At 42.9% G+C, this 23,031-nt stretch carries 28 protein-coding genes and 1 riboswitch; of the genes, 26 read left to right on the top strand and 2 right to left on the bottom strand.

All coding sequences use genetic code 11. The features are described 5' to 3' along the window. Positions 1-133: 133 nt before the first annotated feature. Positions 134-364, top strand: coding sequence for a lipopolysaccharide assembly protein LapA domain-containing protein (locus tag DUK53_RS12055; protein ID WP_036133162.1), 231 nt, complete (start codon positions 134-136; stop codon positions 362-364). A gap of 55 nt (positions 365-419) precedes the next feature. On the opposite strand, the gene DUK53_RS17525 is transcribed toward DUK53_RS12055, so the two are convergent. Then, a complete protein-coding gene (locus tag DUK53_RS17525; RefSeq protein ID WP_156110608.1) occupies positions 420-590 on the bottom strand; it encodes a hypothetical protein in 171 nt (56 codons plus the stop codon). 202 nt (positions 591-792) lie between these two features. Between DUK53_RS17525 and DUK53_RS12050 the strand changes: the two genes are divergently transcribed. From DUK53_RS12050 to DUK53_RS12035, 4 genes are all read left to right on the top strand, one after another. Next, entirely contained in the window at positions 793-1,743 is a 951-nt protein-coding gene (locus DUK53_RS12050) for an ABC transporter permease (protein ID WP_036090767.1), read from the top strand. Then, the gene (locus tag DUK53_RS12045) at positions 1,736-2,677 is read left to right on the top strand and encodes an iron chelate uptake ABC transporter family permease subunit (protein ID WP_036133132.1); all 942 of its coding nucleotides are present in this window, start codon (positions 1,736-1,738) and stop codon (positions 2,675-2,677) included. Before DUK53_RS12050 ends, DUK53_RS12045 begins: the two co-directional genes overlap by 8 nt. After that, positions 2,674-3,432: an iron ABC transporter ATP-binding protein gene (locus DUK53_RS12040; RefSeq protein ID WP_036090772.1), complete on the top strand. Its 759-nt coding sequence runs from the start codon at positions 2,674-2,676 to the stop codon at positions 3,430-3,432. The genes DUK53_RS12045 and DUK53_RS12040 overlap by 4 nt, the downstream gene beginning before the upstream one ends. A gap of 79 nt (positions 3,433-3,511) precedes the next feature. Then, complete coding sequence (locus DUK53_RS12035; protein ID WP_036090774.1) at positions 3,512-4,453, top strand: siderophore ABC transporter substrate-binding protein; 942 nt, start codon at positions 3,512-3,514, stop codon at positions 4,451-4,453. A 40-nt stretch (positions 4,454-4,493) separates the two neighbouring features. Here DUK53_RS12035 and DUK53_RS12030 read toward each other — a convergent pair whose 3' ends face one another. Then, positions 4,494-5,048 (bottom strand): GNAT family N-acetyltransferase, encoded by a 555-nt coding sequence (locus DUK53_RS12030; protein ID WP_036090777.1) that lies wholly within the window; start codon positions 5,046-5,048, stop codon positions 4,494-4,496. Between the two features lie 126 nt (positions 5,049-5,174). Between DUK53_RS12030 and DUK53_RS12025 the strand changes: the two genes are divergently transcribed. From DUK53_RS12025 to DUK53_RS11925, 21 genes are all read left to right on the top strand, one after another. Further along, positions 5,175-5,978 carry a YwqG family protein gene (locus tag DUK53_RS12025; protein ID WP_036133130.1) on the top strand — a complete coding sequence of 268 codons (804 nt, stop codon included), beginning with the start codon at positions 5,175-5,177 and terminating at the stop codon, positions 5,976-5,978. 236 nt (positions 5,979-6,214) lie between these two features. Continuing rightward, positions 6,215-6,559: a PadR family transcriptional regulator gene (locus DUK53_RS12020; protein ID WP_036090783.1), complete on the top strand. Its 345-nt coding sequence runs from the start codon at positions 6,215-6,217 to the stop codon at positions 6,557-6,559. Then, positions 6,550-7,827 carry an FtsW/RodA/SpoVE family cell cycle protein gene (locus DUK53_RS12015; RefSeq protein WP_036133128.1) on the top strand — a complete coding sequence of 426 codons (1,278 nt, stop codon included), beginning with the start codon at positions 6,550-6,552 and terminating at the stop codon, positions 7,825-7,827. Before DUK53_RS12020 ends, DUK53_RS12015 begins: the two co-directional genes overlap by 10 nt. Positions 7,828-8,004: 177 nt before the next feature. Further along, entirely contained in the window at positions 8,005-8,595 is a 591-nt protein-coding gene (locus tag DUK53_RS12010; protein ID WP_036133126.1) for a VanZ family protein, read from the top strand. A 10-nt stretch (positions 8,596-8,605) separates the two neighbouring features. Continuing rightward, positions 8,606-9,175 (top strand): YdcF family protein, encoded by a 570-nt coding sequence (locus DUK53_RS12005; protein WP_036133124.1) that lies wholly within the window; start codon positions 8,606-8,608, stop codon positions 9,173-9,175. Between the two features lie 77 nt (positions 9,176-9,252). Continuing rightward, positions 9,253-10,011: a MerR family transcriptional regulator gene (locus DUK53_RS12000; RefSeq protein ID WP_036133123.1), complete on the top strand. Its 759-nt coding sequence runs from the start codon at positions 9,253-9,255 to the stop codon at positions 10,009-10,011. 67 nt (positions 10,012-10,078) lie between these two features. Continuing rightward, positions 10,079-10,576, top strand: a complete 498-nt coding sequence (locus tag DUK53_RS11995; protein WP_036133121.1) for a GNAT family N-acetyltransferase — start codon at positions 10,079-10,081, stop codon at positions 10,574-10,576. Positions 10,577-10,641: 65 nt separating this feature from the next. Beyond that, a complete protein-coding gene (locus DUK53_RS11990) occupies positions 10,642-11,622 on the top strand; it encodes an ABC transporter substrate-binding protein (protein WP_036133118.1) in 981 nt (326 codons plus the stop codon). Continuing rightward, positions 11,622-12,617 (top strand): FecCD family ABC transporter permease, encoded by a 996-nt coding sequence (locus tag DUK53_RS11985; RefSeq protein ID WP_036076844.1) that lies wholly within the window; start codon positions 11,622-11,624, stop codon positions 12,615-12,617. Before DUK53_RS11990 ends, DUK53_RS11985 begins: the two co-directional genes overlap by 1 nt. Then, on the top strand, positions 12,614-13,405 hold the full coding sequence (locus DUK53_RS11980; RefSeq protein ID WP_036090803.1) for an ABC transporter ATP-binding protein: 792 nt from the start codon (positions 12,614-12,616) through the stop codon (positions 13,403-13,405). Before DUK53_RS11985 ends, DUK53_RS11980 begins: the two co-directional genes overlap by 4 nt. 181 nt (positions 13,406-13,586) lie before the next feature. Beyond that, a complete protein-coding gene (locus tag DUK53_RS11975; protein WP_036090806.1) occupies positions 13,587-14,744 on the top strand; it encodes an FtsW/RodA/SpoVE family cell cycle protein in 1,158 nt (385 codons plus the stop codon). Positions 14,745-14,818: 74 nt separating this feature from the next. Then, positions 14,819-15,994 carry a rod shape-determining protein RodA gene (rodA, locus tag DUK53_RS11970; RefSeq protein ID WP_036090809.1) on the top strand — a complete coding sequence of 392 codons (1,176 nt, stop codon included), beginning with the start codon at positions 14,819-14,821 and terminating at the stop codon, positions 15,992-15,994. Between the two features lie 132 nt (positions 15,995-16,126). After that, complete coding sequence (locus DUK53_RS11965) at positions 16,127-16,480, top strand: arsenate reductase family protein (protein WP_036090812.1); 354 nt, start codon at positions 16,127-16,129, stop codon at positions 16,478-16,480. A 28-nt stretch (positions 16,481-16,508) separates the two neighbouring features. Then, positions 16,509-16,886 carry a glycine cleavage system protein GcvH gene (gcvH, locus tag DUK53_RS11960; protein ID WP_036090814.1) on the top strand — a complete coding sequence of 126 codons (378 nt, stop codon included), beginning with the start codon at positions 16,509-16,511 and terminating at the stop codon, positions 16,884-16,886. A gap of 66 nt (positions 16,887-16,952) precedes the next feature. After that, a complete protein-coding gene (locus DUK53_RS11955; protein ID WP_052165044.1) occupies positions 16,953-17,258 on the top strand; it encodes a thioredoxin family protein in 306 nt (101 codons plus the stop codon). A 105-nt stretch (positions 17,259-17,363) separates the two neighbouring features. Beyond that, a complete protein-coding gene (locus DUK53_RS11950; RefSeq protein WP_052165043.1) occupies positions 17,364-18,017 on the top strand; it encodes a DUF6088 family protein in 654 nt (217 codons plus the stop codon). Then, positions 17,986-18,993, top strand: coding sequence for a nucleotidyl transferase AbiEii/AbiGii toxin family protein (locus DUK53_RS11945; RefSeq protein ID WP_052165042.1), 1,008 nt, complete (start codon positions 17,986-17,988; stop codon positions 18,991-18,993). The genes DUK53_RS11950 and DUK53_RS11945 overlap by 32 nt, the downstream gene beginning before the upstream one ends. Before the next feature lie 29 nt (positions 18,994-19,022). Then, complete coding sequence (locus DUK53_RS11940; protein ID WP_036090820.1) at positions 19,023-19,895, top strand: cation diffusion facilitator family transporter; 873 nt, start codon at positions 19,023-19,025, stop codon at positions 19,893-19,895. A 57-nt stretch (positions 19,896-19,952) separates the two neighbouring features. Next, positions 19,953-20,651, top strand: coding sequence for a response regulator transcription factor (locus tag DUK53_RS11935; protein WP_036090821.1), 699 nt, complete (start codon positions 19,953-19,955; stop codon positions 20,649-20,651). Then, positions 20,635-21,783 carry a sensor histidine kinase gene (locus DUK53_RS11930; RefSeq protein WP_390176047.1) on the top strand — a complete coding sequence of 383 codons (1,149 nt, stop codon included), beginning with the start codon at positions 20,635-20,637 and terminating at the stop codon, positions 21,781-21,783. Before DUK53_RS11935 ends, DUK53_RS11930 begins: the two co-directional genes overlap by 17 nt. Before the next feature lie 149 nt (positions 21,784-21,932). Continuing rightward, positions 21,933-22,769 carry a D-alanyl-D-alanine carboxypeptidase family protein gene (locus tag DUK53_RS11925; protein WP_036133114.1) on the top strand — a complete coding sequence of 279 codons (837 nt, stop codon included), beginning with the start codon at positions 21,933-21,935 and terminating at the stop codon, positions 22,767-22,769. Between the two features lie 86 nt (positions 22,770-22,855). After that, positions 22,856-22,975: riboswitch (SAM riboswitch) on the top strand. Positions 22,976-23,031: the final 56 nt, after the last annotated feature.

Genomic DNA, 23,031 nt, shown 5'->3' with positions numbered 1-23,031 from the left:
TTCCATAGCTCCATTATAATCTGGGAAATCACACAATATCAAAGCAAACCATTTACAAGCCGACAGGCTGTTATATGAAATTTTCAAAGAACAATTAAGAAGCTATAAACTTATTATACGAGGAGTGAGTGCAATGAAGGTACAATGGCAAGTGATTGTTGGGATTATTATAGCTATTTTGATTTTTGTGTTTGGAACGACGAACATGGGAACAGTAGATGTCAAATTATTATTCTGGACGGTGCAATGGCCGCTTATTATCGTGATTCTAGGCTCGGTCGCAGCGGGCATTATCATGGTGCTTTGCTTTAATTATTACAGATCGAGAAAGAAGAAAAAAAGCGTGAAAGTCAAAGCAAAATAAGCATATGTACAAAAAATCTCCAAAGGTTGTTCCTAAACCTTTGGAGATTAGTATTTTATTTTAGAATTTTTCGGTGAAATTGTTGGTGAGAATCCTGCACTTGTTGGTGCGGTTTCCCATGTAAATTTTCGGCGAATGGCTTTTTCTCTTTGTCCTTTGGAAGAGCGTCACTGATTTTCGGTGTGTGAATCGCTTGCGAGGTCTGACTTTTTTTAGAATTGGTCATTTTTAAAAACCTCCTTTGTTGTTCCTTACCCTGAGGGCGGAGAGTTAAAACACAGATTTTGGATTGGAAGTTTCTCATTAGATGGGAGGCTTTTTTGTTTGTGCATTTGAAAACATGTCCTTGACAAGCAGAAGTGTTTCTATTAGAATAGGTTCTGTAAACGATAATGAAAATCATTCTCAATTAAAAGGCGGGTGATTACTTGAAGAGAGCGATACTTATTATTGTGTTTTTATTATTGGCATTGCTTTCGGTGTTCGTTGGCGTGCAGAAGATTTCTATTGTACATATTTTTGAATTGACGCGGGAACAGTGGGACATTATTTGGATAAGTCGGATTCCTAGGCTTGTGAGTATTATTTTGGCCGGAGCTGGGATTAGTATTTGTGGGATGATTATGCAGAGTTTGACGCAGAATAAGTTTGTTTCACCAACGACGGCGGGGACGATGGATGCTGCGAGATTAGGGATATTGGTGTCTTTGCTTGTTTTTACAACGGCGAGTCCTTTGGTGAAAATGGGTGTGGCGTTTCTGTTTGCGCTTCTCGGGACATTTATATTTATGCAGATTTTGGAGCGAATTCCGTTTAAAGATACGATTTTTATTCCGCTTGTTGGGTTGATGTTCGGCGGGATTCTCAGTTCGATTACGACGTTCTTTGCGTATAAGTTTGATTTGATTCAAAATATTTCTTCGTGGCTTCAAGGGGATTTCTCGATGGTGCTAAAAGGGCGATATGAGCTGCTTTACGTTGCGGTTCCGCTGATTGTGATTGCGTATTTGTATGCGAATCAGCTCACGGTTGCTGGGATGGGGGAGACGTTTTCGCGGAATTTGGGATTGTCTTATAAGGCGATTATGCGGATTGGATTGGTGATAGTTGCGTTTATTACGGCGTCTGTGGTTCTGACGGTTGGCATGATACCTTTTCTTGGCTTGATTGTACCGAATATTGTGTCGATTTATCGCGGGGATAATATTAAGAAAACTTTGTTTGATACGGCGGTTTTTGGCGCGACTTTCTTGCTGTTTTGTGACGTGCTTGGTCGGGTGATTATTTATCCGTACGAAATTTCGATTAGTTTGATGGTAGGGATTATTGGGAGCGCGATTTTTATTTATCTGCTAATGAGGAGAAAAGCTTATGCGTAAAAATTGGATTTTAGCAGGTATTGTTGTGTTTTTGATGGCGGGTTATTTGTTTTTGTTCATGGGTGGAAGTCCGGCGTTTGCGCTCGCGCTTCGGTCGACGAAGCTGATTGCGATTGTGTTTACGGGGATTGCGATTGCGGTTTCGACGGTGGTTTTCCAGACGATTACGCAGAATAAGATTTTGACGCCTTCGATTATGGGGCTGGATTCGTTATACATGTTATTGCAGACGTCGCTCGTGTTTCTTTTTGGGTCACAGGCGTTGATGCGGGCTGGAAGTGGGCGCTGGAATTTCTTTTTATCGGTCGTTTTGATGATGGGATTTGCACTTGTTTTATACTGGTTGATGTTTAAGCGGAATGGACGGAATATTTATTTCTTGCTGCTGGTCGGGATTGTGTGCGGGACGTTTTTCTCTAGTTTTTCATCGTTTATGGAGATGTTGATTGATCCGAATGAGTTCCAGATTGTGCAGGATAAGATGTTTGCGAGTTTTAATAATGTGAATACGTCGATTTTGGCGATTGCAATCCTTATTTTCGTAGCGGCGATGCTTTATTTGTTGCGATTTGTGAAGTATTTGGATGTGCTGGCGCTGGGCAAGGATCACGCGGTGAATTTGGGCGTTCCGTATAACAAAATTGTGAAACAGTTGCTGCTCATTATCGTGGTGCTGGTCTCGGTTGCGACGGCGCTCGTTGGACCGATTACGTTTTTAGGATTGATTGTGGCGAATGTGGCGTATCAATTTTTGAAAACGCATCGGCATGTGACGTTGCTTGTTGGGGCGAGCTTGATAAGTCTGGTGGCGCTCGTTGGTGGGCAGTTGTTGGCGGAGCGGGTGTTCCATTTCGATACGCCGATCAGTGTGATTATTAACCTGTGCGGCGGTGTGTATTTCTTGTATTTGCTTTTGAGAGGGGCGAAATTATGATTGAAGTGCGGAACTTAGGAAAAAAATATGGGACAAAAAATGTGCTTCAAGCGGTTGATTTGGTGATTCCTGAGAAGCAGATCGTGTCGTTTATCGGGGCAAATGGTGCTGGAAAAAGTACGTTGTTGTCGATTATTGCGCGGTTGATGAAAGCGGATAGTGGCGAGGTTTTGGTGGATGGCGTGGCGCTCGGTGATTGGAAGTCGGATGATTTGGCGAAACGGTTGTCGATTTTGAAGCAGAGTAATCATGTCACGATGCGTTTGACAGTGCGAGATTTGGTGGCTTTTGGGCGGTTTCCGCATTCGAAAGGACGCTTGCAAAAGGATGATGAGGCGTTTATCGAGATGGCGCTGGATTATATGGAATTGCGGGATTTGGCGTCGCGCTATTTGGATGAGCTTAGTGGTGGTCAGCAGCAGCGGGCGTATATTGCGATGATTATTGCGCAGAATACGGATTATATTTTGCTGGATGAGCCACTGAATAATTTGGATATGAAACATTCGGTGCAAATTATGCAGTTGTTGCGGCGTTTGGTGGATGAGCTGGGCAAGACGGTGTTGCTGGTTTTGCATGATATTAATTTTGCGTCGTGTTATTCGGATTCGATTGTGGCTTTGAAGAATGGCGCGGTTGTGGCGAATGGCAGCACGGCGGAGATGATTCAGGAAGACGTGTTGGCGCAGGTTTTTGATATGCATATTCCGATTTCGTTGATTAATAACGACCGGATTGGCGTGTATTTTAAATAAAGGAGGTGAGGGCGCGAAACGGTTGGTATGACAAGGAATAATAGCTTCAAAAATAGATAAATAAGGGTGGTTAAAGTAGATGAAGAAATTAGTAATGGTCGCAATGTTGATGCTTTTGACGGTGTTTGCGGTTGCTTGTGGGACGGATGAAAAGACGAATGCGGACGCGGAAAAAACAGCGAAGGAATTAACGATTAAGCACGAACTTGGCGATACGAAAGTGAAGCAAAACCCTGGAAAAGTGGTTGTTTTTGATTTTGGAACACTTGATACGTTGCAGGCACTCGATTTGTCTAAAAATGTGACTGGTTTGCCGAAACAATCTTTGCCGAAGTATTTGGATGCTTTTGCGAGTGATAAATACGCGGATCTTGGCGGTTTGAAAGAGCCTGATTTTGAGAAAATAAACGAGGCGGCACCGGATTTGAACATTATTTCTGGGCGCCAATCCGATTCTTATGATAAATTTTCCGATATTGCACCAACGATTTATCAAGGTGTGGACACGAAGGATTATATGAAGTCGTTCCAAGCGAATGTGAACACGGTGGCTAGTTTGTTTGGAAAAGAGGACGAAGCGAAGAAGCAATTGGATGCGATTGACAAGCAGGTTGCGGATGTAAAAGCGAGCGTGCCAGCTGGTAAAACGGGATTAATTATTTTGGCGAACGATGGAAAAATGAGTGCGTATGGCCCTGGTTCGCGCTTTGGATTGATTCATGATGTACTTGGTGTGACGCCGGCGGATCCGAAAATTGAAGCGTCAACGCATGGTCAAAGTATTTCTTCCGAGTATATTGCGGAGAAAAATCCAGATTACTTGTATGTGATCGACCGCGGTGCAGCGATTGGTGGGGAATCTTCCGCGAAATCAGTTGTTGAGAATGATTTAGTGAAAAAGACGAATGCTTATAAAAATGGCAATATTGTTTACTTAAATCCAGAGTATTGGTACTTGTCTGGAGGCGGGTTAGAGTCTGTTTCGGAAATGGTGAAAGAGGTTGGAGATAGCTTTAAATAAGGAGGAAAAACTGCTCCGCGACATATGTCGCTGAGCAGTTTTATTTGGCGTTATATTCTTCTTTTAAAATAGCGTAATAAGCGTCGTCTACGAATTCTTCTTTGACGTAGCGGCTTTTTCGAAGTGTGCCTTCGTAAGTCATACCTAGTCGCTGCATGACTTTTCCGGAGGCGGGGTTGCGGACGTCGTGCATGGCGTAAACGCGTTCTAGTTGTAGTGTTTGGAAAGCAAGATCGAGGATAGCGCGCGCAGCTTCGATCATGTACCCATGGCCCCAGTAATCGCGATGGAGGACGTAGCCGAGACAACCGCTTCGGTTCATCGGATCAATGCGAATATCGATGGTACCGATAAATTTGCCAGTTTCAGCGAGTTCTATCCCGTATTTTCCGATTGGAGACGCGACGAAATACTCGGCGATTTTTTGACGGGTTATCTCGATGGATGGATGTGTATCAAAAACAAAGCGTGTATTTTCATCATCAGAGGCGTATTCGAACATGTCTTTTGCGTCGGCGAGCGTTATTGGGCGTAAGATGAGTCGTTCGGTGTGAATGATTTGATGTTCCACTAACAAGTAAGTAAAGCTTTCCATTTTCGTTCCCTCCTTTTGGGTATTGTTGCTTATTTTAGCACATTTATAGTGGCGATTAAAGTCTATATTGAAAGTTTTTTATAATATGCTATGATGAAGTTATTATATAAAAAGGGAGGCTTTTCCATGTTAAAAGAAAAACTTGAAAAATTGGTAGCACCTGAAATTGTAGATCGGATTCTTGCGACGGAAGTAGAACGGATTTTGTTGTCTTGTGAAGGCGATGGGGAGTTAGGATTGACTGATAGTAAGGCGGGCGGGCGTGGCTATGTGCCTAAATCTATGGAATATCCACGTAATAACGACGGGGGTCCTCTTAGTTTGCTGGCGCAGATTAATTTTTCAGAAATGCCTGATTTGGAGGACTTTCCGAAAACGGGATTGTTAGCGTTTTACATTGATTATTTCGATGATTTGACTGGGCTTGATTTTGATGATCAGACGTGTCAAAATGGCTTCCGAGTTTTGTATTTTGAAACAGCGGATGAGGCTAGTTATTCAGCAGAGGAACAGGATACTTTTTTTGCGTCGGTGGATGAGGCGTTTTATCCAATTGTGGATGGTGAATTTCGTTTACAAGGGGAAATCCAGAAACAAGTGGCTTTGAAAGATAGTTATGATTTTAAGCAGGCGTATGGCGGTGAGTTTTATGATTTGATGGATACGTGGACTGGTGAGGACGAGGATAAGGTGGACGCGCTGTTTGAATTGGATAGTAGCGGTAGTCAGCTTGGCGGTTATCCGTTTTTCACGCAAGAAGATCCGCGGCTTGGTGATGAGAAGGCGCATCACGACACGTTGTTATTTCAGCTAGATTCAGTTGATGGTATTATGTGGGGGGATATGGGTGTTGGCAACTTCTTTATTAACCGGGAAGATTTGAAGCGAAAAGATTTCTCGAATGTGCTATATAACTGGGATTGTTATTGATTTTAAAGGAGAATGTTTTTCCTAAATGATATTAGAGCAAGTAGCTAATTTCTTAAGTCCTATAAAAAATGTTGAGGTAGAAAACAATCTGCCTCAACATTTTTTTGTGCTTATTCTAACTAGCAGGTATAGAATCAAAAAGTGATATCCAAAGAATTGACACGCATGAATTTATAATATAATATATACATAGAATTACTATGCATATGTGATATATGTATCGGAGGGAGACTGTTATGAAGATTAGTAAAGAGTTGCTAAAAGGTAGTACCACCACGCTTATTTTAAGCCTACTCCATTCAAAACCAATGTATGGCTATGAAATTATTAAAGAGTTGGAAAGGAAGTCTGAGGGAATTTTTAGTCTTAAAGAAGGAACGATTTATCCCCTTCTGCATACGCTTGAAGATAAAGGCTTGATTATTTCTTATTGGGAAGAAGGTCAAGGGAAGAGAAAGAGAAAATACTATAATATCAACGAAAAAGGTAAGGAATTTATAAAAGAAAAAAAGGAAGAATGGTCCATCTTTAAAACGGCAGTGGACGAAGTGTTGAAAGGAGAGAAAACGGTATGCGATTAGAGCACGATTTTGAAGTATATATTAAAGAATTGTGTAAAAAAATAAGAAATAAAGATGTACATGCTAGTTTAAAATTGGAAATAAGTGATCATCTTCAAACGCTTAAAGAGGAAGGTTTGCTTGCTGGGCTCTCAGAAAAAGAGGCAATTGCTCAAGCATTGAGTCGTATGGGGGATGTAAATGTACTTGGAAAGCAACTCAACAAAACACACAAAGCTCCAATGGATATCAAAACCATATTTCCAGTAATGATAGCCTCCCTGTTTGGATTAATCGTCATGTATTATTTACAATTTCATTCTACTTTTGCAGCGCTCCAGGACATGGAAGTATTTAGTAAAAGCTTTCTCTTTTACTTAGTAGGAATTCTTCTTATGCTAAGCTTGTCTAGGTTTGACTATAGAAAGTTATTAAAGTTCTCCAAACCTCTATACGTGGGAACCGTCTTCATTCTATTAATAACTGTTCTTTTTGGTGTTAGGGTGGATGGGATTCCGTTTTTAATCTTAGGTTTTGCTAATGTTAATTTTATCGAGATTACTCCTTTTCTCCTAGTTATATCCTTTGCTGGAATCTTTCACTCTTGGAATTGGAATGATTCTCGAAAATCTTGGCTTGGAGTAGGCATCTTGGTACTCCCTGTCTTATTACTATTAACAACAAGTGCCATAGCAACTTCGATCATTTGTATTATTGCTTGCACAGCCATTATGTTGAGTTCTAGAGCAAGTATGAAGCAAACGGTGGCATTTACAGCTACTACATTTATATGGCCAATCTTCAATCTATGGACGCTATCGCAAAATGGTACATTGATTGATGCTGGGTATATAAAAAACCTAGGCACATCTCATTTTATTGGAAGTAGTCTTCAGTTAACCCCAAATTTAATTTCTGAGGTACATACAGATTTCATATTCACGTACATCATCTATTCATTTGGTTGGTTAGCCGCGGTTATTGCACTCGTATTGCTTCTATTCTTTATTTGTAGGATATGGAGTGCCGCAAAAGGGATTCATTTCAATTATGGTAAAATGCTGGTTATAGGGTTGGCAGTAACCTTTGCAAGCCAATTTATACTAAGCATCCTGACAAACCTGGGCTTATCATCTTCACTTGGTGTAGCAACGCCATTCATGAGCTTCGGAGGGACACATATATTGTTGGAGATGATTGCATTAGGTCTGATTTTAAACATATTTAGAAGACGAAAAACAGATGTACAAATAAATGGAGCAGAAAACCAGAGTCTGGGAGAAAGTTAGATTTTTTATTGGCGTTTAATGTATCGTTATTGATTTTAAGGGAGTTTAGGAGCGAGTGTTGTTCCTAAACTTCTTTTTCTGTCTGTAAAACCTTAACATTTCTTTAAAAAGTTTTTAGTAAGCCTTGATTGTTGGGTGGTATGCTAGGAACTACAGAAAAGACGAGGAGGAGATAGAATGAAAAAGTTAACGATTTGGACGGTTCTGCCAGTGCTATCCCTTTGCGCGGCGGTCATGATGTATTATTTTTGGTTTCAAGGATGGTTGCAATTTTATTTGAGAGATGTGATGCAAGCGGTGGATCACATGGGATATATAACGGTTGGTGTGACGGCATTGATGCTTTATCTTTGCGCGGTACAGCTGGTCAATTGGAAAATTAATAAGACGTTGCTTGTTTTGACGTATGTGATTTATTTTGGGATTATGATTGGGCTTCTTTTTGGAAAAGCGTCTGGTGCGCAAGGATTTTCGACGGATACGTTTGGTTTTGTGGATACGTTTATTTCTGGGAACTTGCGGGTGATCACGATTGGAAACGTGCTTGCTTTTGTGCCGATTGGTTTCTTGATGAAGAAATTATCACCCCTGATGGCGTTGTTTTCAGCGGGAATCATGATTTTTATCGTGGAAGGGTTGCAATATACGCTACATGTAGGGTATTTTGATACGGGAGATGTGTTTTTGAATGTATCTGGTATTATGATTGGGTACGTGATTATTCGTATTTTTTCAAGTTCGCATAAACATATCATCGAGCAGAAATGAGTGAACAGACATGAAATTGTGGAAAAAAGTGATTTTGGGAGTAGTCGGAATTGGGGTTGTGTATGTTGGCGTCGTGCTTGGCTTTATGTACAGCGGGGCGCGGTCGGTACCAGCGCCAAATCCGGATACAATTCTTATTTTAGGTTCAAAAGTAATCGATGATCCGGCGCGGCCAATGCCTGTTTTGCGGGAACGATTGGACGCAGCGATTCCGTTTATTGAGAAACACGACACGGCGAAAGTGGTTGTGTCGGGCGGTCAGGGCGAGGATGAATCGGCGTCAGAGGCAAGCGTGATGAAGGCATATTTAGTCGCGCATGGTGTTGCGGCATCAAGGATTGCGGTCGAGGATACATCGATGCGTACTGAGGAAAACTTAGCGAACAGTAAGGCTGAATTTGAGCTTGGGAAAACGGTCATCGTGACGAGTGATTATCATTTGTACCGTGCGCTGATGCTTGCTGGACGGCAAAATATCGATGCAACGGGATTGCCTGCCAAAACACAGACGGGAGCGCTTTTCAAAGGGGTGCCTCGCGAAATTTTATCTATTATTTATGCGTGGGTTTTTGATCGGTAGCTTTTTTTTTGAGAAAGTCATTGACATTCACGTTACGTCAAGGTGTAAAGTAGAGTTATCAAGGAGGCGAGAGACGCATGGAATATACGGTTCAAAAGCTTGGACAGCTTGCGGGAGTTAGCACGAGGACGCTGCGGTATTATGATGAAATTGGGATTCTGAAGCCGGCGAGAATCAATTCATCGGGTTATCGGATTTATGGACAAACCGAGGTCGACCGATTGCAGCAAATCATGTTTTACCGAGAAATGAATGTGAGCTTGGAAAAAATCAAGGCGATTCTAGAACAACCTTATTTTAACGAGGCGGAAGCACTTCGAAAACATCGCGTCGAGCTGCTTGATAAACGAAAACAATTAGACGACCTGATTCGCAATGTGGAGAAATCTATCGCGTATTCAGAAAGGAGAATGACAATGACGGATCAAGAAAAATTCGAAGGTTTTAAGCAAAAAATGATAGATGACAATGAAGAGAAATACGGCGCGGAAATTCGCGGGAAGTATGGCGATGAGAAAATCGATCGGTCGAATGCCAAGCTTAAAGGGATGAGCGAGGCTGAGATGGAACGGATAAATCAGCTTGCGGAGACTATTTTAGCGGACTTGCAAGTGGCGTTTGAAACGGGTGATCCAGCTGGCGAGAAGGCTCAAGCGGTTGCGGCGATGCATAAAGAATGGTTATCGGCGTACTGGGACACCTACAGCAAAGAGGCGCACGCAGGACTTGCCCAGATGTATGTGGACGACGAACGTTTCACGGCTTATTATGATAAAAAGCAACCTGGTTTGGCGGCATTTTTACGTGACGCAATTGTTATTTTCACGAGTAAGTAATATAATGAAGGGAGCTTCCAAGCACAATGATGCGGAGGCTCTTTTTTCATTGGGAGGGATTTTTTAGATGATAGAAACGAAACGACTTATTTTGCGCGAATTGGATCAGTTAGATTTTGCGGATTTATGTGAGATATTGCAAGACGATAGTGTGATGACGGCTTATGAGGGCGCTTTTACGGATGAGGAAGTGCAGCGTTGGCTTGCGAAACAGTTGGATAATTATGAGCGTTGGGGCTTCGGTTTGTGGGCGGTGATTAAGAAAGATACTGGCGAATTTGTCGGGCAAGTTGGGTTGACGATGCAGCGTGTGGAGGAAGAGGAAGTGCTTGAGATTGGCTACTTGCTGAAGCAGAAATTTTGGTATCAGGGGTTTGCGACGGAGGCTGCGCTTGGCTGTAGGAAATACGCGCTGGAAACGCTTAGTGCGGAATTGGTGACGTGTACGATTCGCGATACGAACTTGGCTTCCCAAAAAGTCGCGGAACGTATTGGTATGACAAGGCATAAGCGCTACGTGAAATATTACAAAGGCGTGGAGATGCCGCATTATTTGTATTACTAAAAGAAGAGCGAGACATTACGCCCGATTTTTAGTACAATAGAAGGGAGCGTGAGAAGGAGGAAAGCATGAAAAAAATTCTAATTATAAGTCTATTTTCATTACTTCTCGTTTTAATGGCGGCATGCGGACCTAAGGAAATCGGTTCTTCTGGAAACACTAGTGAAAAAACCAGCAAACAAAAGGTATCCGAGGAAGCAGCTGTTTTAACGATTACTGATATGGCGGGCAGAACCGTCAATTTCGCAAAGAAACCAGAACGTATTATTACACTGACCAATTCTGATATGGGCATTGTTTATGCGCTTGGAGGCTCGGTTGTCGGGCGCCAAACGATGGATGCTAGTGGTGTGGAGCCAAGTGCCGCGCTAAAAGCTACAGAAGTCGGCAACACGCACGATCTAAACTTGGAGAAAATCGCATCCTTGACACCAGACGTCATTATCGCGAGTTCCGAACAGAATTTGAAAGATGTTCCGGCGCTCGAAGGCATCGGTGCACAGGTCGTTTTGACAGGAGCCAATTCAATCGCAGACATTAAGAAACAAGAAGCGATTTTGGGCCAATTACTAGGAAAAGATGCGACTAATTTACAAAAAGAAATCGATCAAAAAGTCGCTGAAATAAAGCAAGAACAAACAGGAAAGGCAGTTCGCGCGTTGCTCATACTCGGCGCGCCGGGCAGTAATTACGCAGCATTGCCGAATTCGCTGAGCGGGGATATTCTCGAGGCAGCAGGCGGCGTCAATGTTGCAAAGGATTTCAAAGGGGTCGAGAATTTCCCACAATACGCATCGCTTAACATCGAAAAAATCGTCGAATCAGATCCAGAGGTTATTTTCTTGATGATTCACGGTGGCGATGAAAAGGAAACCGAGCTCGCGTTCCAAAAAGAAATGAAGCAAAACGACGCGTGGAATTCCACAACGGCTGTGAAAAACAATCATATCGTCGTGCTTCCCGCTGATCTTTTCGGTACAAATCCTGGCATCCGTATTACAAAAGCGCTCGATTACATGGCAAATGAACTGAATCAGGTTAGTAAATAATGCATGATCCACGTAAAAAAAGAAGAATCATTACATTTATCGTCACGATTCTACTGCTCGTTGTCGTGTTCTTTTATGGCTTAACGACGGGTTCAGTGAAAGTGAGTTATGCTGAGGTTTGGCAAACATTAATGGGGCATGGCGATGACCTTTCGACACAACTCATTTGGAATCTACGTTTGCCGCGGATGTTCCTCGCGTTTCTTGTCGGAGCAGCACTCGCGATTGCAGGCTGCTTATTGCAAGGCGTAATGCGAAACCCACTTGCTGATCCAGGCGTTATCGGCGTCTCGGCCGGCGGTGGACTCGTCGCCATCATCCTCACCATCGTATTGCCTTCCCTGAGCCAGTTCGTCCCACTCGGCGCATTTCTCGGCGCATTCGGTACCGCGTTACTTATTTACGCTGTCGCCTGGGACAAAGGCGTAGCACCACTTCGCGTTATTTTATCCGGTGTTGCCATCAATGCCTTCATCGGCGCGATGACATCAGGCATCATGGTTCTTTACAGCAACCGCGTCCAAAGCATCATTTCCTGGATGACCGGTACGCTATCCGGGAAAAGCTGGTACCATCTCAATCTTATTTTGCCATATATGCTCGTCGGATTCGCACTCAGCATCTTCGCAATTCGCTCGTCAAATGTCCTGCTACTAGGCGATGACGCGGCAAAACTGCTCGGGTATTCCGTCGAAAAACACCGGTTCTTCATCATCATGTTGGCGGCATTCCTAAGCGGCGTCGCAGTCAGCGTTGCCGGACTCATCGGCTTTGTCGGACTCGTCGTCCCGCACATTTTCCGACTCATTATCGGCAATGACTATCGCTACTTACTTCCCATGTCAGCAATCGGCGGCGCCCTACTCGTCGGGTTCGCAGACACGGCCGCGCGCAGCTGGTTCGGCTCCATCGAACTACCCGTCGGCATCCTGCTGGCCATGATCGGCGCACCGTTCTTCCTATTCCTACTACAAAGAGGGAGGGTTGCATCATGACCGCCATCACAACACTACAAAACGTCACCTTCATTCGCAAGCGTTCCTTCGAGATTAAGAACCTCGAGCTTGCGATCCCAGAAGGCAAAATAACCACGATTATCGGTCCAAATGGTTCGGGTAAATCCACCATTCTGCGTCTGATCATGCGCCTCCTAGCACCAAACGAAGGCAAAATCATGCTTCACGGCACCGACATCGACGCCATCAGTGCGAAAAAACTAGCACGCGAAATGACGATGCTATCCCAATCACCAGATGGCCTAATCGATGTCGTCGTTCGCGATCTCGTCAGCTATGGCCGGATGCCGTACAAATCATGGCTTGGCACAATGGAAAAAGAAGATGAGCTTGCCGTGGATTGGGCGATGAACGTTTGCAACCTAGAAGAACTCGCGTATCGACCACTACACACGCTTTCAGGAGGCGAAAAGCAACGCGCTTGGCTTGCGATGGCGCTCGCACAAAAAACACCGATTCTGCTCTTAGACGAGCCGACAACGTATCTCGATATTTCGCATCAACTCGAATTACTCGACTTATTGAAGCAACTCAATCAAGATTTCAACATGTCGATTATTCTCGTCCTGCACGATCTAAACCAGGCAGCCGGATACAGCGATCACGTGATTGTCTGTGAAGAAGGAACCATCCAAAAAACAGGAACACCCGAAGAAGTTTTTACAAAACCCCTATTACGCGATATTTTCAAAATCGAAGCAGAGATCCATCCGACCGAGCGAGGATTACGCGTTTTGCCAATCGCCTCGACGAAATTTCATTCATAAAGTTAAAGATAATTTAAAGATTTATAAAGCCGGTTCTAGGAAACTAAGACAGCACCTTGTTTTGTTCCCTAGAGCCGTTTTTCGATGCATTAGAATTCGATGAAAAAGCTTCCTATCTCGCTTGAAATTTTATATAATAGAGGGGTTGATTTAGACAGAATAAGGACGCAGGAGGCCGCACATGAACACGAGTCGAGAAAATAGCACCAGAATAGATTATTCCATCATTTTATTGGTTATGTGCTTGTGTCTTACCGGCATCGCAGCAATCTACATCGCGAGTTTAACGAACAATCAATACGCAACGGACTTCCTCGTTAGGCAGCTTATTTGGCTTGTCGCAGGAGCCGTTATTATCATAATTATCGTGAAATATTTCGACTATGACAGACTACAACAAACGGCGTATTATCTCTACGGATTAGGTCTTTTTTTATTGGTGCTCGTTTTTGCACCGGTCATTGGTATCGAGCGAAAAGGCGCGCAGAGTTGGGTCGGAACAGAGGCGATCAACATCCAGCCTTCCGAACTGATGAAAAGTTTCCTGATTGTCGCGCTCGCGAAGCTCATCTGGGATCACACGAAGAAAACATCTATTCGCACGCTAAAAACCGATTTTCACCTTTTTATAAAAATCAGTCTCATGACCTTGGCGCCGATTACGCTAATTATGCTACAATCGGACTTGGGAACTTCGCTCGTGCTCATCTCAATCATGGTGGGCATGATGTTTATCTCAGGTATCACTTGGCGCCTACTACTGCCCATTTTTGGCGGGATCGCAGCGATTGGAACGACCTTAATTCTACTCGTGCTAAAAAGTCCAAGTACCCTGACGTCGCTTGGATTCCAGAAATATCAGTTCAACCGGATTACGTCTTGGCTGGAGCCTGAAAAAGATCCGCTAGATACGGGGATGCAGCTTTTGAAATCGATGCGGGCGGTTGGTTCAGGAGAATTACAAGGAAGCGGCATCGGATATGAGGCGATTGAAATACCGGAGAACCATAATGATTTTATTTTTACAATTATCGGTGGGGACTTCGGCTTTGTTGGTGCATGCGTCTTAATTGTGTTATACTTCTTATTAGTTTACCAAATTATTCGTGTCGCTCTGGATGTGGGAATTCCTTTTTATTCCTATATTTGTACAGGCGTCGTAGCGATGATTTTCTTTCATGTGCTACAAAATATTGGGATGACGATCGGTATGTTGCCGATTACGGGGATTCCGCTGCTATTTGTTAGTTATGGCGGAAGTGCAATGTTAGGGAGTTTAATGGCGATTGGCCTTGTATTATCTGTCCGTTACAATGCGCCAAAAGCAATGGATTTATAAATTTTTAGAACTGTATGGAAAGTAACAGAGGTTTGGAAGAAATAACTTATTCCATCCAGTAAGGAGCGTTAAGAATGAATTCGCAAAACAAAATGTCTGCGAGAATCGATTATGGCATCGTGTTATCTCTCATGTTATTATGCGTTATCAGTATGATTTCGATTTACAGCGCACAGTTAACAAATGAGCAATACAATGCCAACTTCGTCATGAAACAAGCCGTGTGGTTTGTCGTCAGTGGCTTTGCTATTTTCGTTATTATGCAATTTGATTATGAACGGCTGACTAAATGGGCCTACTATTTTTATGGAATCGGTCTTTTAATGTTAGTTTTCGTATTATTCTTCGGAAAAGAAATAAACGGCGCGAAAAGTTGGATTATCATTCCATTTCTAGGAAGTCTGCAACCATCAGAAGTCGTGAAAGTCATCCTGATTATCACCCTCGCAAAAGTGATTTGGGATCATAATCGGAAATATAAGATGCATAACGTGAAATATGATTTCCTATTACTGGTGAAGATGGGTATCATCACAATTATCCCGATTGGTTTAATCATGTTGCAACCCGATTTAGGAACTGGTCTTGTTTTCATCGCGATTATGTCTGGGATGATTCTCGTGTCTGGCATCACGTGGAAACTGATTGTGCCAATTTATGGCTCGATTGTTGCTGTCGGCGGTACATTGCTATACTTAGTGCTCTATCATGAGAGCTGGCTCGTAAAATTAGGCTTTAAATCCTATCAATTTGAGCGGATTCATACGTGGATTAATCCAGAATCGGATCCTCAAGGTGGCGGTTATCAAGTGCTGCGAGCGATGACGGCGATTGGCTCTGGTCAAATTGGCGGGAATGGTGCGGGTTATAATGCCATCGCGATTCCGGAAAACCATAATGATTTTATTTTCACAGTCATTGGTGGCGATTTTGGATTCATCGGTGCGAGTATTTTGCTAGCGATTTATTTCTTGTTGATTTACCAAATTATTCGTGTGGCACTTGATATTGGGATTCCGTTTTATTCGTATATTTGTACAGGCGTTGTCATGATGATTATGTTCCACGTTTTCGAAAATGTGGGGATGAACATCGGCTTGCTACCAATTACAGGGATTCCGTTACCGTTCATTAGTTACGGAGGAAGTGCGCTCCTCGGAAATATGATGGCGATTGGTCTGGTTCTTGGAATTAGGTACAATTACCAGAAATCGATGTTTACGGTGAAAGAGGAGAAACTCGCGGACTAAAATAGATTACCTTGTCTGGAAGATGCGGATAAGGTAATTTTTTTATGTTTTTTTCAGGGAACTATTTGTTATTGTAATCGAAATCTATTATGATAGGGGTAGCACTACAATTTTGGGAGGGGAAAAACAAATATGATTACTTTTTACTGGTATCCGAAATGTTCGACATGCAAGAAAGCAAAACAGTGGCTAGATGAGAACGATGTGGCTTATAATCAAGTAGACATGATTGAAACACCACCGAAAAAAGAGGAATTACAGAAATGGTTTAAAAATAGTGACTTAGGAATTCGCCGTTTCTTCAATACAAGTGGCATTTTGTATCGCGAAATGGGTTTAAAAGATAAAGTGGACCAAATGACGGAGGATGAAGCGTTTACATTACTCGCGACAGATGGTAAACTAATTAAGAGGCCAATCGTTACGGATGGCAAAAAAGTGACACTTGGCTTCAAGGAAAGCGAATTTGTAGAAAACTGGAAGTAAATACTGACTTGAAGGGGGATTTATTAAGATGAGTTTACCAAAGGATTTACGTTATTCAGAAGAGCACGAATGGGTGAAAGATGACGCGGGAAATTTCGTTATCGGGATTACAGATTTTGCGCAAGATCAACTAGGCGACATCGTTTTCGTTGAGTTACCAGAAGTGGGCGACACGATTACACAAGGCGATTCGATTGGAAGTATTGAATCTGTTAAAACTGTATCTGATTTTTACGCGCCAATCACGGGTAAAGTGGTTGCAGTGAATGAGGAATTAGAAGATGCGCCAGAACTACTTAACTCAGCGCCATATGATGCGGGTTGGTTGTTGAAAGTGGAAGATGCGGACGCGGCTCAAGTTGCAGCATTACTTTCGGCGGAAGATTACGAAAAAACATTAGACTAATGGTGATACATAGAAGACCCTGCTTGCATTATGCGACGGGGTTTTCTTCTTTTGGAGGGATTGAACTTGGTAGATATTTGGAATAAACAGCAATTGATGGCGCGACTCGATGCTCGTGAAGATTTTGCGGTATATTTTTTCACGCCGATGTGTTTGGGATGTCAGCAGGCGATGAAGTTGGTGGATTTGGCGGATGAAACGATACCAGAGCTTACGATTGGCAAAATGGATTTGAATTATGTCCCGGAATTGGCGGAGCGCTGGGCGATTACGAATGTGCCGGTGTTGCTCGTGTTTAAGGGCGGGGAACTTGCGGGGACGAGTTATCGGATGGGGAATATGATGGAGGTTTATGATTTTTTGAAGGAGTGAGGGAACTTGGGAGCGGGGGGCTTCTGAGTTTTTTTGTCTCGATTTTTTATTTTTTTATTTAAATATTGTATACTTAAGAAGAATGAGGGCGCGGAGGTGGAGAAGATGGCGATAAGAGAGATTTTGTTGGATGAATATGGTTACAATGAACCGATTGTGACGACGAATATGAGTAAGCAGAATTTCGGATTGAAGCCGGATAGCTTGCGCAGAAATATTAATCGATTAGTGGAGAAAAAGGAGATGGCGCGTTTTTGTGACGGTGTTTATTATTTTCCGAAATGGAACGAAATGTTGCAGCAGAACACGCAAGTTAGTGAGCGAGTCGTGATTGAAAGGAAATATATTCAAGATAAAACGGAGCGTTATGGTTATTTTTCGGGGCTTGCATTGGCGAATGAATTGCAGCTAACGACACAAGTTCCTGCTGTGCTTGAAATTGTAACGGAGAATAATGCGAGTAAAAAAAGAACGGTGATGTTGAAAAATACGCCGTTAACGTTGAAAAAGGCGCGCGTCCCAATTACGTTTGAGAATTATAAAGTCCTGCAAGTGTTTGATTTATTGACAGATAAGGTTTCCTACAATGAGGTACCGAAAGAAATCATGATAGATCGGCTTAAAGCTTATTTGGAGGACGTCACTTTATCGGAAGCGGAGATTATTGAAATTATTGCTAAGTATCCCAGTAAAACATCGAAAGAATTAATTGAAACGGGGTTATATCATGCACTTATTCAAGGACAAAGAGACGTTTGAGCAACTTATCATTGCGACGGGTGCTGCTAAATCGTTATCAGAAGCTATTGTAGAGAAAGATTATTATGTGTCGATGCTATTGAGAGAGTTGAGCGAACGGTTGCCAGATATTGTTTTTAAAGGTGGCACGTCGTTATCGAAAGCGTACCATGTGATAGATCGGTTTTCTGAGGATATTGATCTTACGTTTGTGGCGAGGTTGAAGAATACGGAATTGAAGCGGAGTAAGGAATGTATTATAGCGATAATTGCTGATTTGGGCTTAGAGTTAGCTAATCCGGATAGAGTTATGTCGCGGAGACGGTTTAATTGTTACGAAATTTATTTGGATAATTTGCGGCCCAATCATGCATTAAAGGAACATCTTCTGATTGAGACTTTTGCGCATTATGTGCCTTATCCTGTTGTGGAAAAGCGGATTTCTAATTATATTTTTGAATATCTGGAATCTATAGATAGAATCGATTTAGCAGAGGTATTTCCTGAGTTGAAACCATTTTCAATGAAAGTCCAGTCGATAGAGCGAACCTACATCGATAAAATTTTTGCTGTGATGGATCATTATGTGAAATGTAATAGCATTGGGCTATCGAGGCATTTGTATGATTTGCATAAGATAGCCGAGCATGTAGATGTAAAAAGTGAGACGATACGCTCGCTTTTTTTAGATGTGCAAAAAGAGCTTGCTGTCGATGTGGAACAGAATCCTTCTGCGGAGATTGGCTTTGCATGCCAGAAGGTGCTTATATCGTTGTTGGAATCGGATTACTATAAAGCGGATTATGAGTCAATTACAGCGCAACTTATTCAAGATAATATGTCGTATGAGGCGGTTAAATTATTCTTATTGGTCACGTTTGAGAACATGTGTGATTGTTTCGCTCGCCCAACAAAGTTTCGTGTCCGATATAGAAATGAGTCGCCTAAAAAAGGTTGCTATAGACCCACACGAATGAGGTGTGGTACTATACTTTAGGTAGTTATTTATGTTAACGGGGGTAAGTGATGAGCAATTCTAATTTGACTATTCTATCGGTAATAAGTAATTTTGTTATCGTTATTTTGAAATTTATTGTGGGGTTTTTGACGGGATCGGTCGCGGTTATTTCGGAGGCTGTGCATTCGTCGATGGATTTGTTTGCGTCGGTGATTACTTTTTTCTCGATTCGGATTTCGAACCGGCCGGCAGATGATGATCATCCATATGGGCATGGGAAGGCAGAGAACATCGCTGGGACGATTGAGACGCTGCTTATTTTTGTGGCGGGTATTTGGATTATTTATGAGTCGATGAATAAGTTTTTCAATCCGCATGAGATTCGGTTTCCTGCGCTTGGGATTGCGGTGATGTTGTTTGGGGCAGCGGTGAATATTGTGGTTTCTCGGGTGATTAAGAAGGCGGCGGACAAGGAGAATTCGGTGGCGATGAAGTCGAACGCGCTTCATTTGTATACGGATGTGTTTACGTCGCTTGGGATTGCGTTTAGTTTGTTGCTCGTTCATTTGACGGGCTGGTTATGGCTTGATCCGGTGATCGCGATTCTGACGGCGTTTTATATTATGTATGAGGCTTGGAAGTTGTTGAAGGAATCGTTTCCACCACTCATGGATAAGCGTTTGTCGCCGAGTGAGGAAGCGGAGATTAAGCGGATTATTATGTCGCATCAGGCGGATTTTATTGAGTTTCATGATTTCCGGTCGCGTCGTGCTGGTGCGCAGGAATATATTGATTTTCATTTGGTTGTGGCGAATAATCAGACGATCGAGCAGGCGCATTCGCTATGTGATGTGATTGAGAAGGAAATTTATGATTTTTATGCGAAGGCACAAGTGTTGATTCATTTGGAGCCGGAGCAGGAACGAATTTTGACGAAATAACGCGGGCCTTTATGTTACAATACAAGTATGTGAAACGAAAAGTGAGGTGGCGCAAGGATGACATCGATTTTAATTGCGGATGATGATAAGGAAATTGTGGATTTAGTGAAATTATATCTTCAGAATGAGGGCTATACGATTTATTATGCTTATGACGGCGCGCAGGTCTGGGAAACGGTGCAAAAAGAGCAGCTGGATTTGGTTGTGTTGGATATTATGATGCCGAAAATGGATGGTCTGGAGGTCTGTCGATTAATGCGTCAAGAGGGGATTACGACGCCGATTTTGATGCTGAGTGCGAAGGCAGAGGATAATGATAAAATTATGGGACTCTTGACTGGAGCGGATGATTATATGGTGAAGCCGTTTAATCCGCTAGAGTTGTCGGTGCGCGTGAAGGCGATTTTGCGACGGGTGCAGTTGATGCGTCAGGGGAATATGGGTAGTACGCCGCTGAATCAGTTGATTTTAGGCCCCATCGTGATTGATCGGGAGTTGCATACGGTGATGGTGAATGAGAAGGATTTGCATTTGACGACGTCGGAATTTGATATTTTATTTTTGCTGGCGAATGAGCCGGGTCGTGTTTTTAGTTCTGAGCTGATTTTTGAACGGATTTGGCAGGAGAAGGCGCTGGGTGCGAGTAAGACGGTGATGGTGCATATCAGCAATTTACGTGATAAGTTGAAGGATGCGATGGACGGAGAAAATGTGATCAAAACCATTTGGGGAGTAGGTTATAAAATTGAGGTTTAAGCAGTTCATATGGCGAATTTGGCAGCAAATGCATCCATTACAAATCGTTATTTTTGCGTTGTTGTCTTGGTTTGCTAGCTTTGTGGCATTGCGGAGTATCGGTTTGTGGCTCGTTTCGGTGACGCAGGATTCGGTTGTGTTGACTGGGACGACGAAGAGTTTTATTGATTTATTCGGCTACGGTCGTTATGATAAATTGCTGAATTCGCCGTGGCTTATCATGTTAAAATATCTTGGTATGACTGGTGTAGCGCTCGTATTTTTCATTTTTTTCTATTGGCTTTTTAAACAGAATTTACTTAGAAAACAGTTGCGACAGATTAATGAGGCGATACTTCAAGATCAGCCGATGGAGCAGGACAGTTTGATTCCCGAGATTGTGCAGTTGGAGGAGAGCATCGAGAAAATGCGGGTGCACCAGGCGGAATTGATTGAGCAGGAGCAGGAGGCGCAACAGGCAAAAAACGACTTGATTACGAATGTGTCGCATGATTTACGTACGCCGCTGACTTCGATATTGGGTTATTTGAGTTATATTCATGAGGACCGGTATCGCGATGAGGTGGAGTTGCGTCATTATACGGAATTGGTGTATGGAAAAGCGCAAAGACTGCATAAATTGATTGATGATTTGTTTGATTATACGCGTCTTGAGAGCACGGAGTTTCAGATTAAAGAGGATACGCTCGATATGGTGGAATTATTGCGCCAGCTCGTTTCAGAGTACGAACGTTCTGCTGCTGAAAAAGAGGTTCAGATCGTTGAAATGTATGCCGTTGAGAACTTGAAAGTTATGGGGGATGGTATGCAGATTATGCGTTTATTTGAGAATCTGTTTTCGAATGCGCTTCGGTACGGTGCTTCTGGGAAGAAAATCGATATTAGCGCGAAAAAAGAAGCAGGTATGGCGATTATCGAGGTTTCGAACTATGGAGCTGAGATTCCGGCTGGTGATTTACCGCAGTTGTTTGATCGGTTTTATAAAGTGGATAAAAATCGGACGACGACGGGAACAGGGCTCGGTTTGGCGATTGCGAAGTCGATTGTCGAGCGTCATGGTGGACAGGTTTTCGCTACGAGTAGAAAAGGAAAAACGACATTTACGGTGAAGTTACCAGTTACCGAGAGTTAGTAAGGTATGATATTTTGCAAGAAGCAGCGCGTAATAGGGACTTTTCTTACAGAACTGTCATTTTACGCGCGGAATCTTAAGCTTTTCTTTCTAATTTCTTACTCTCCATTTTATCATTTTTAGGTAAGATGTAATCAGGAGGGGAAATTATGAAAAAACAGACATTGATTTTAATTCTCGCTTGTTTGACGATTGTTGCTATTTTAGTTTTTGTATTATTAGGAAGAGATATTCGTGCGACGCCATCGATTGAGGCTAGTAGCGCGCTTGTTGTGAACACGAAACAGGAGAAGGCGCTTTTTGCGGAAGATGTGAATCGCGCGGTTCCGATTGCAAGTATAACGAAATTAATGACGACCTATTTAGTTTTAGAGGCGATACATAAAAAATCTCTTTCTTGGGATGAGATGTTGCCGTTGGGGCGTCTGGATGATCCACAGGCGGTGAGTCTGTACGCGAAAACGGGAACGAAACACTATTCGGTGGAGGATTTATTTGCGGCGATGCTGATTATGTCGGCAAATGATGCGGCGGAGGCTTTGGCTGAGCGAGTGGACGCGGAGCATTTCACGGAGAAAATGAATGCGCGGGCAAAAGAGTTCGGCATGTCAGCGAAGACGCATTTCAGCAGTGCGAGCGGTTTGGATAAGGATGGCGACATGTCGATGTCAACCGCAGCGGATTTGATGATTTTGACGAAACGGTTGTTGAAGGACTATCCGGAAGTGCTGGATACGACATCGCGAACGGATTACGTGACGAAAAAAGGCGATACAATTCATACGACGAATGGTGCGCTCCAAGAAGGCGTGGTAAGCGGGATGGATGGCTTGAAAACGGGTTATACGGATCAAGCTGGGTACTGTTTTGTAGGAACGGCGGTTCAAAATGGAGAGCGAGTCATCTCAATTACGTTGGGTAGTTCGACGGATGAAGGACGAATAAAAGATGCTAAAAAAATGATGGAGTTCGGCTTTTCGAAATAAAATTGAAACTGAATCTTGACAAATCCGACTAAAAACATGTAATATTAATAAACACAAGGCGTGTAAGTGAATGCGTCTAAAAAATAATCTTATCAAGAGTGGTGGAGGGATATGCCCGAAGAAGCCCGGCAACCTAAGTGGATGAATGATTTTATCCATTGCAAGGTGCTAAATCATACAGAGTGTCAGACTCTGAGAGATGAGAGAAAAGCGTAAATTATGCATGTAATTACACCTTTCTTCGCTCAAGTGGCAAGAGAGG

This window comes from Listeria sp. SHR_NRA_18 (assembly GCF_003856515.1).
Classification (GTDB): Bacteria; Bacillota; Bacilli; order Lactobacillales; family Listeriaceae; genus Listeria_A; species Listeria_A newyorkensis.
The sequence above is the reverse complement of the archived record's forward strand: the minus strand, read 5'-3'. Positions and strand labels throughout refer to the sequence as shown.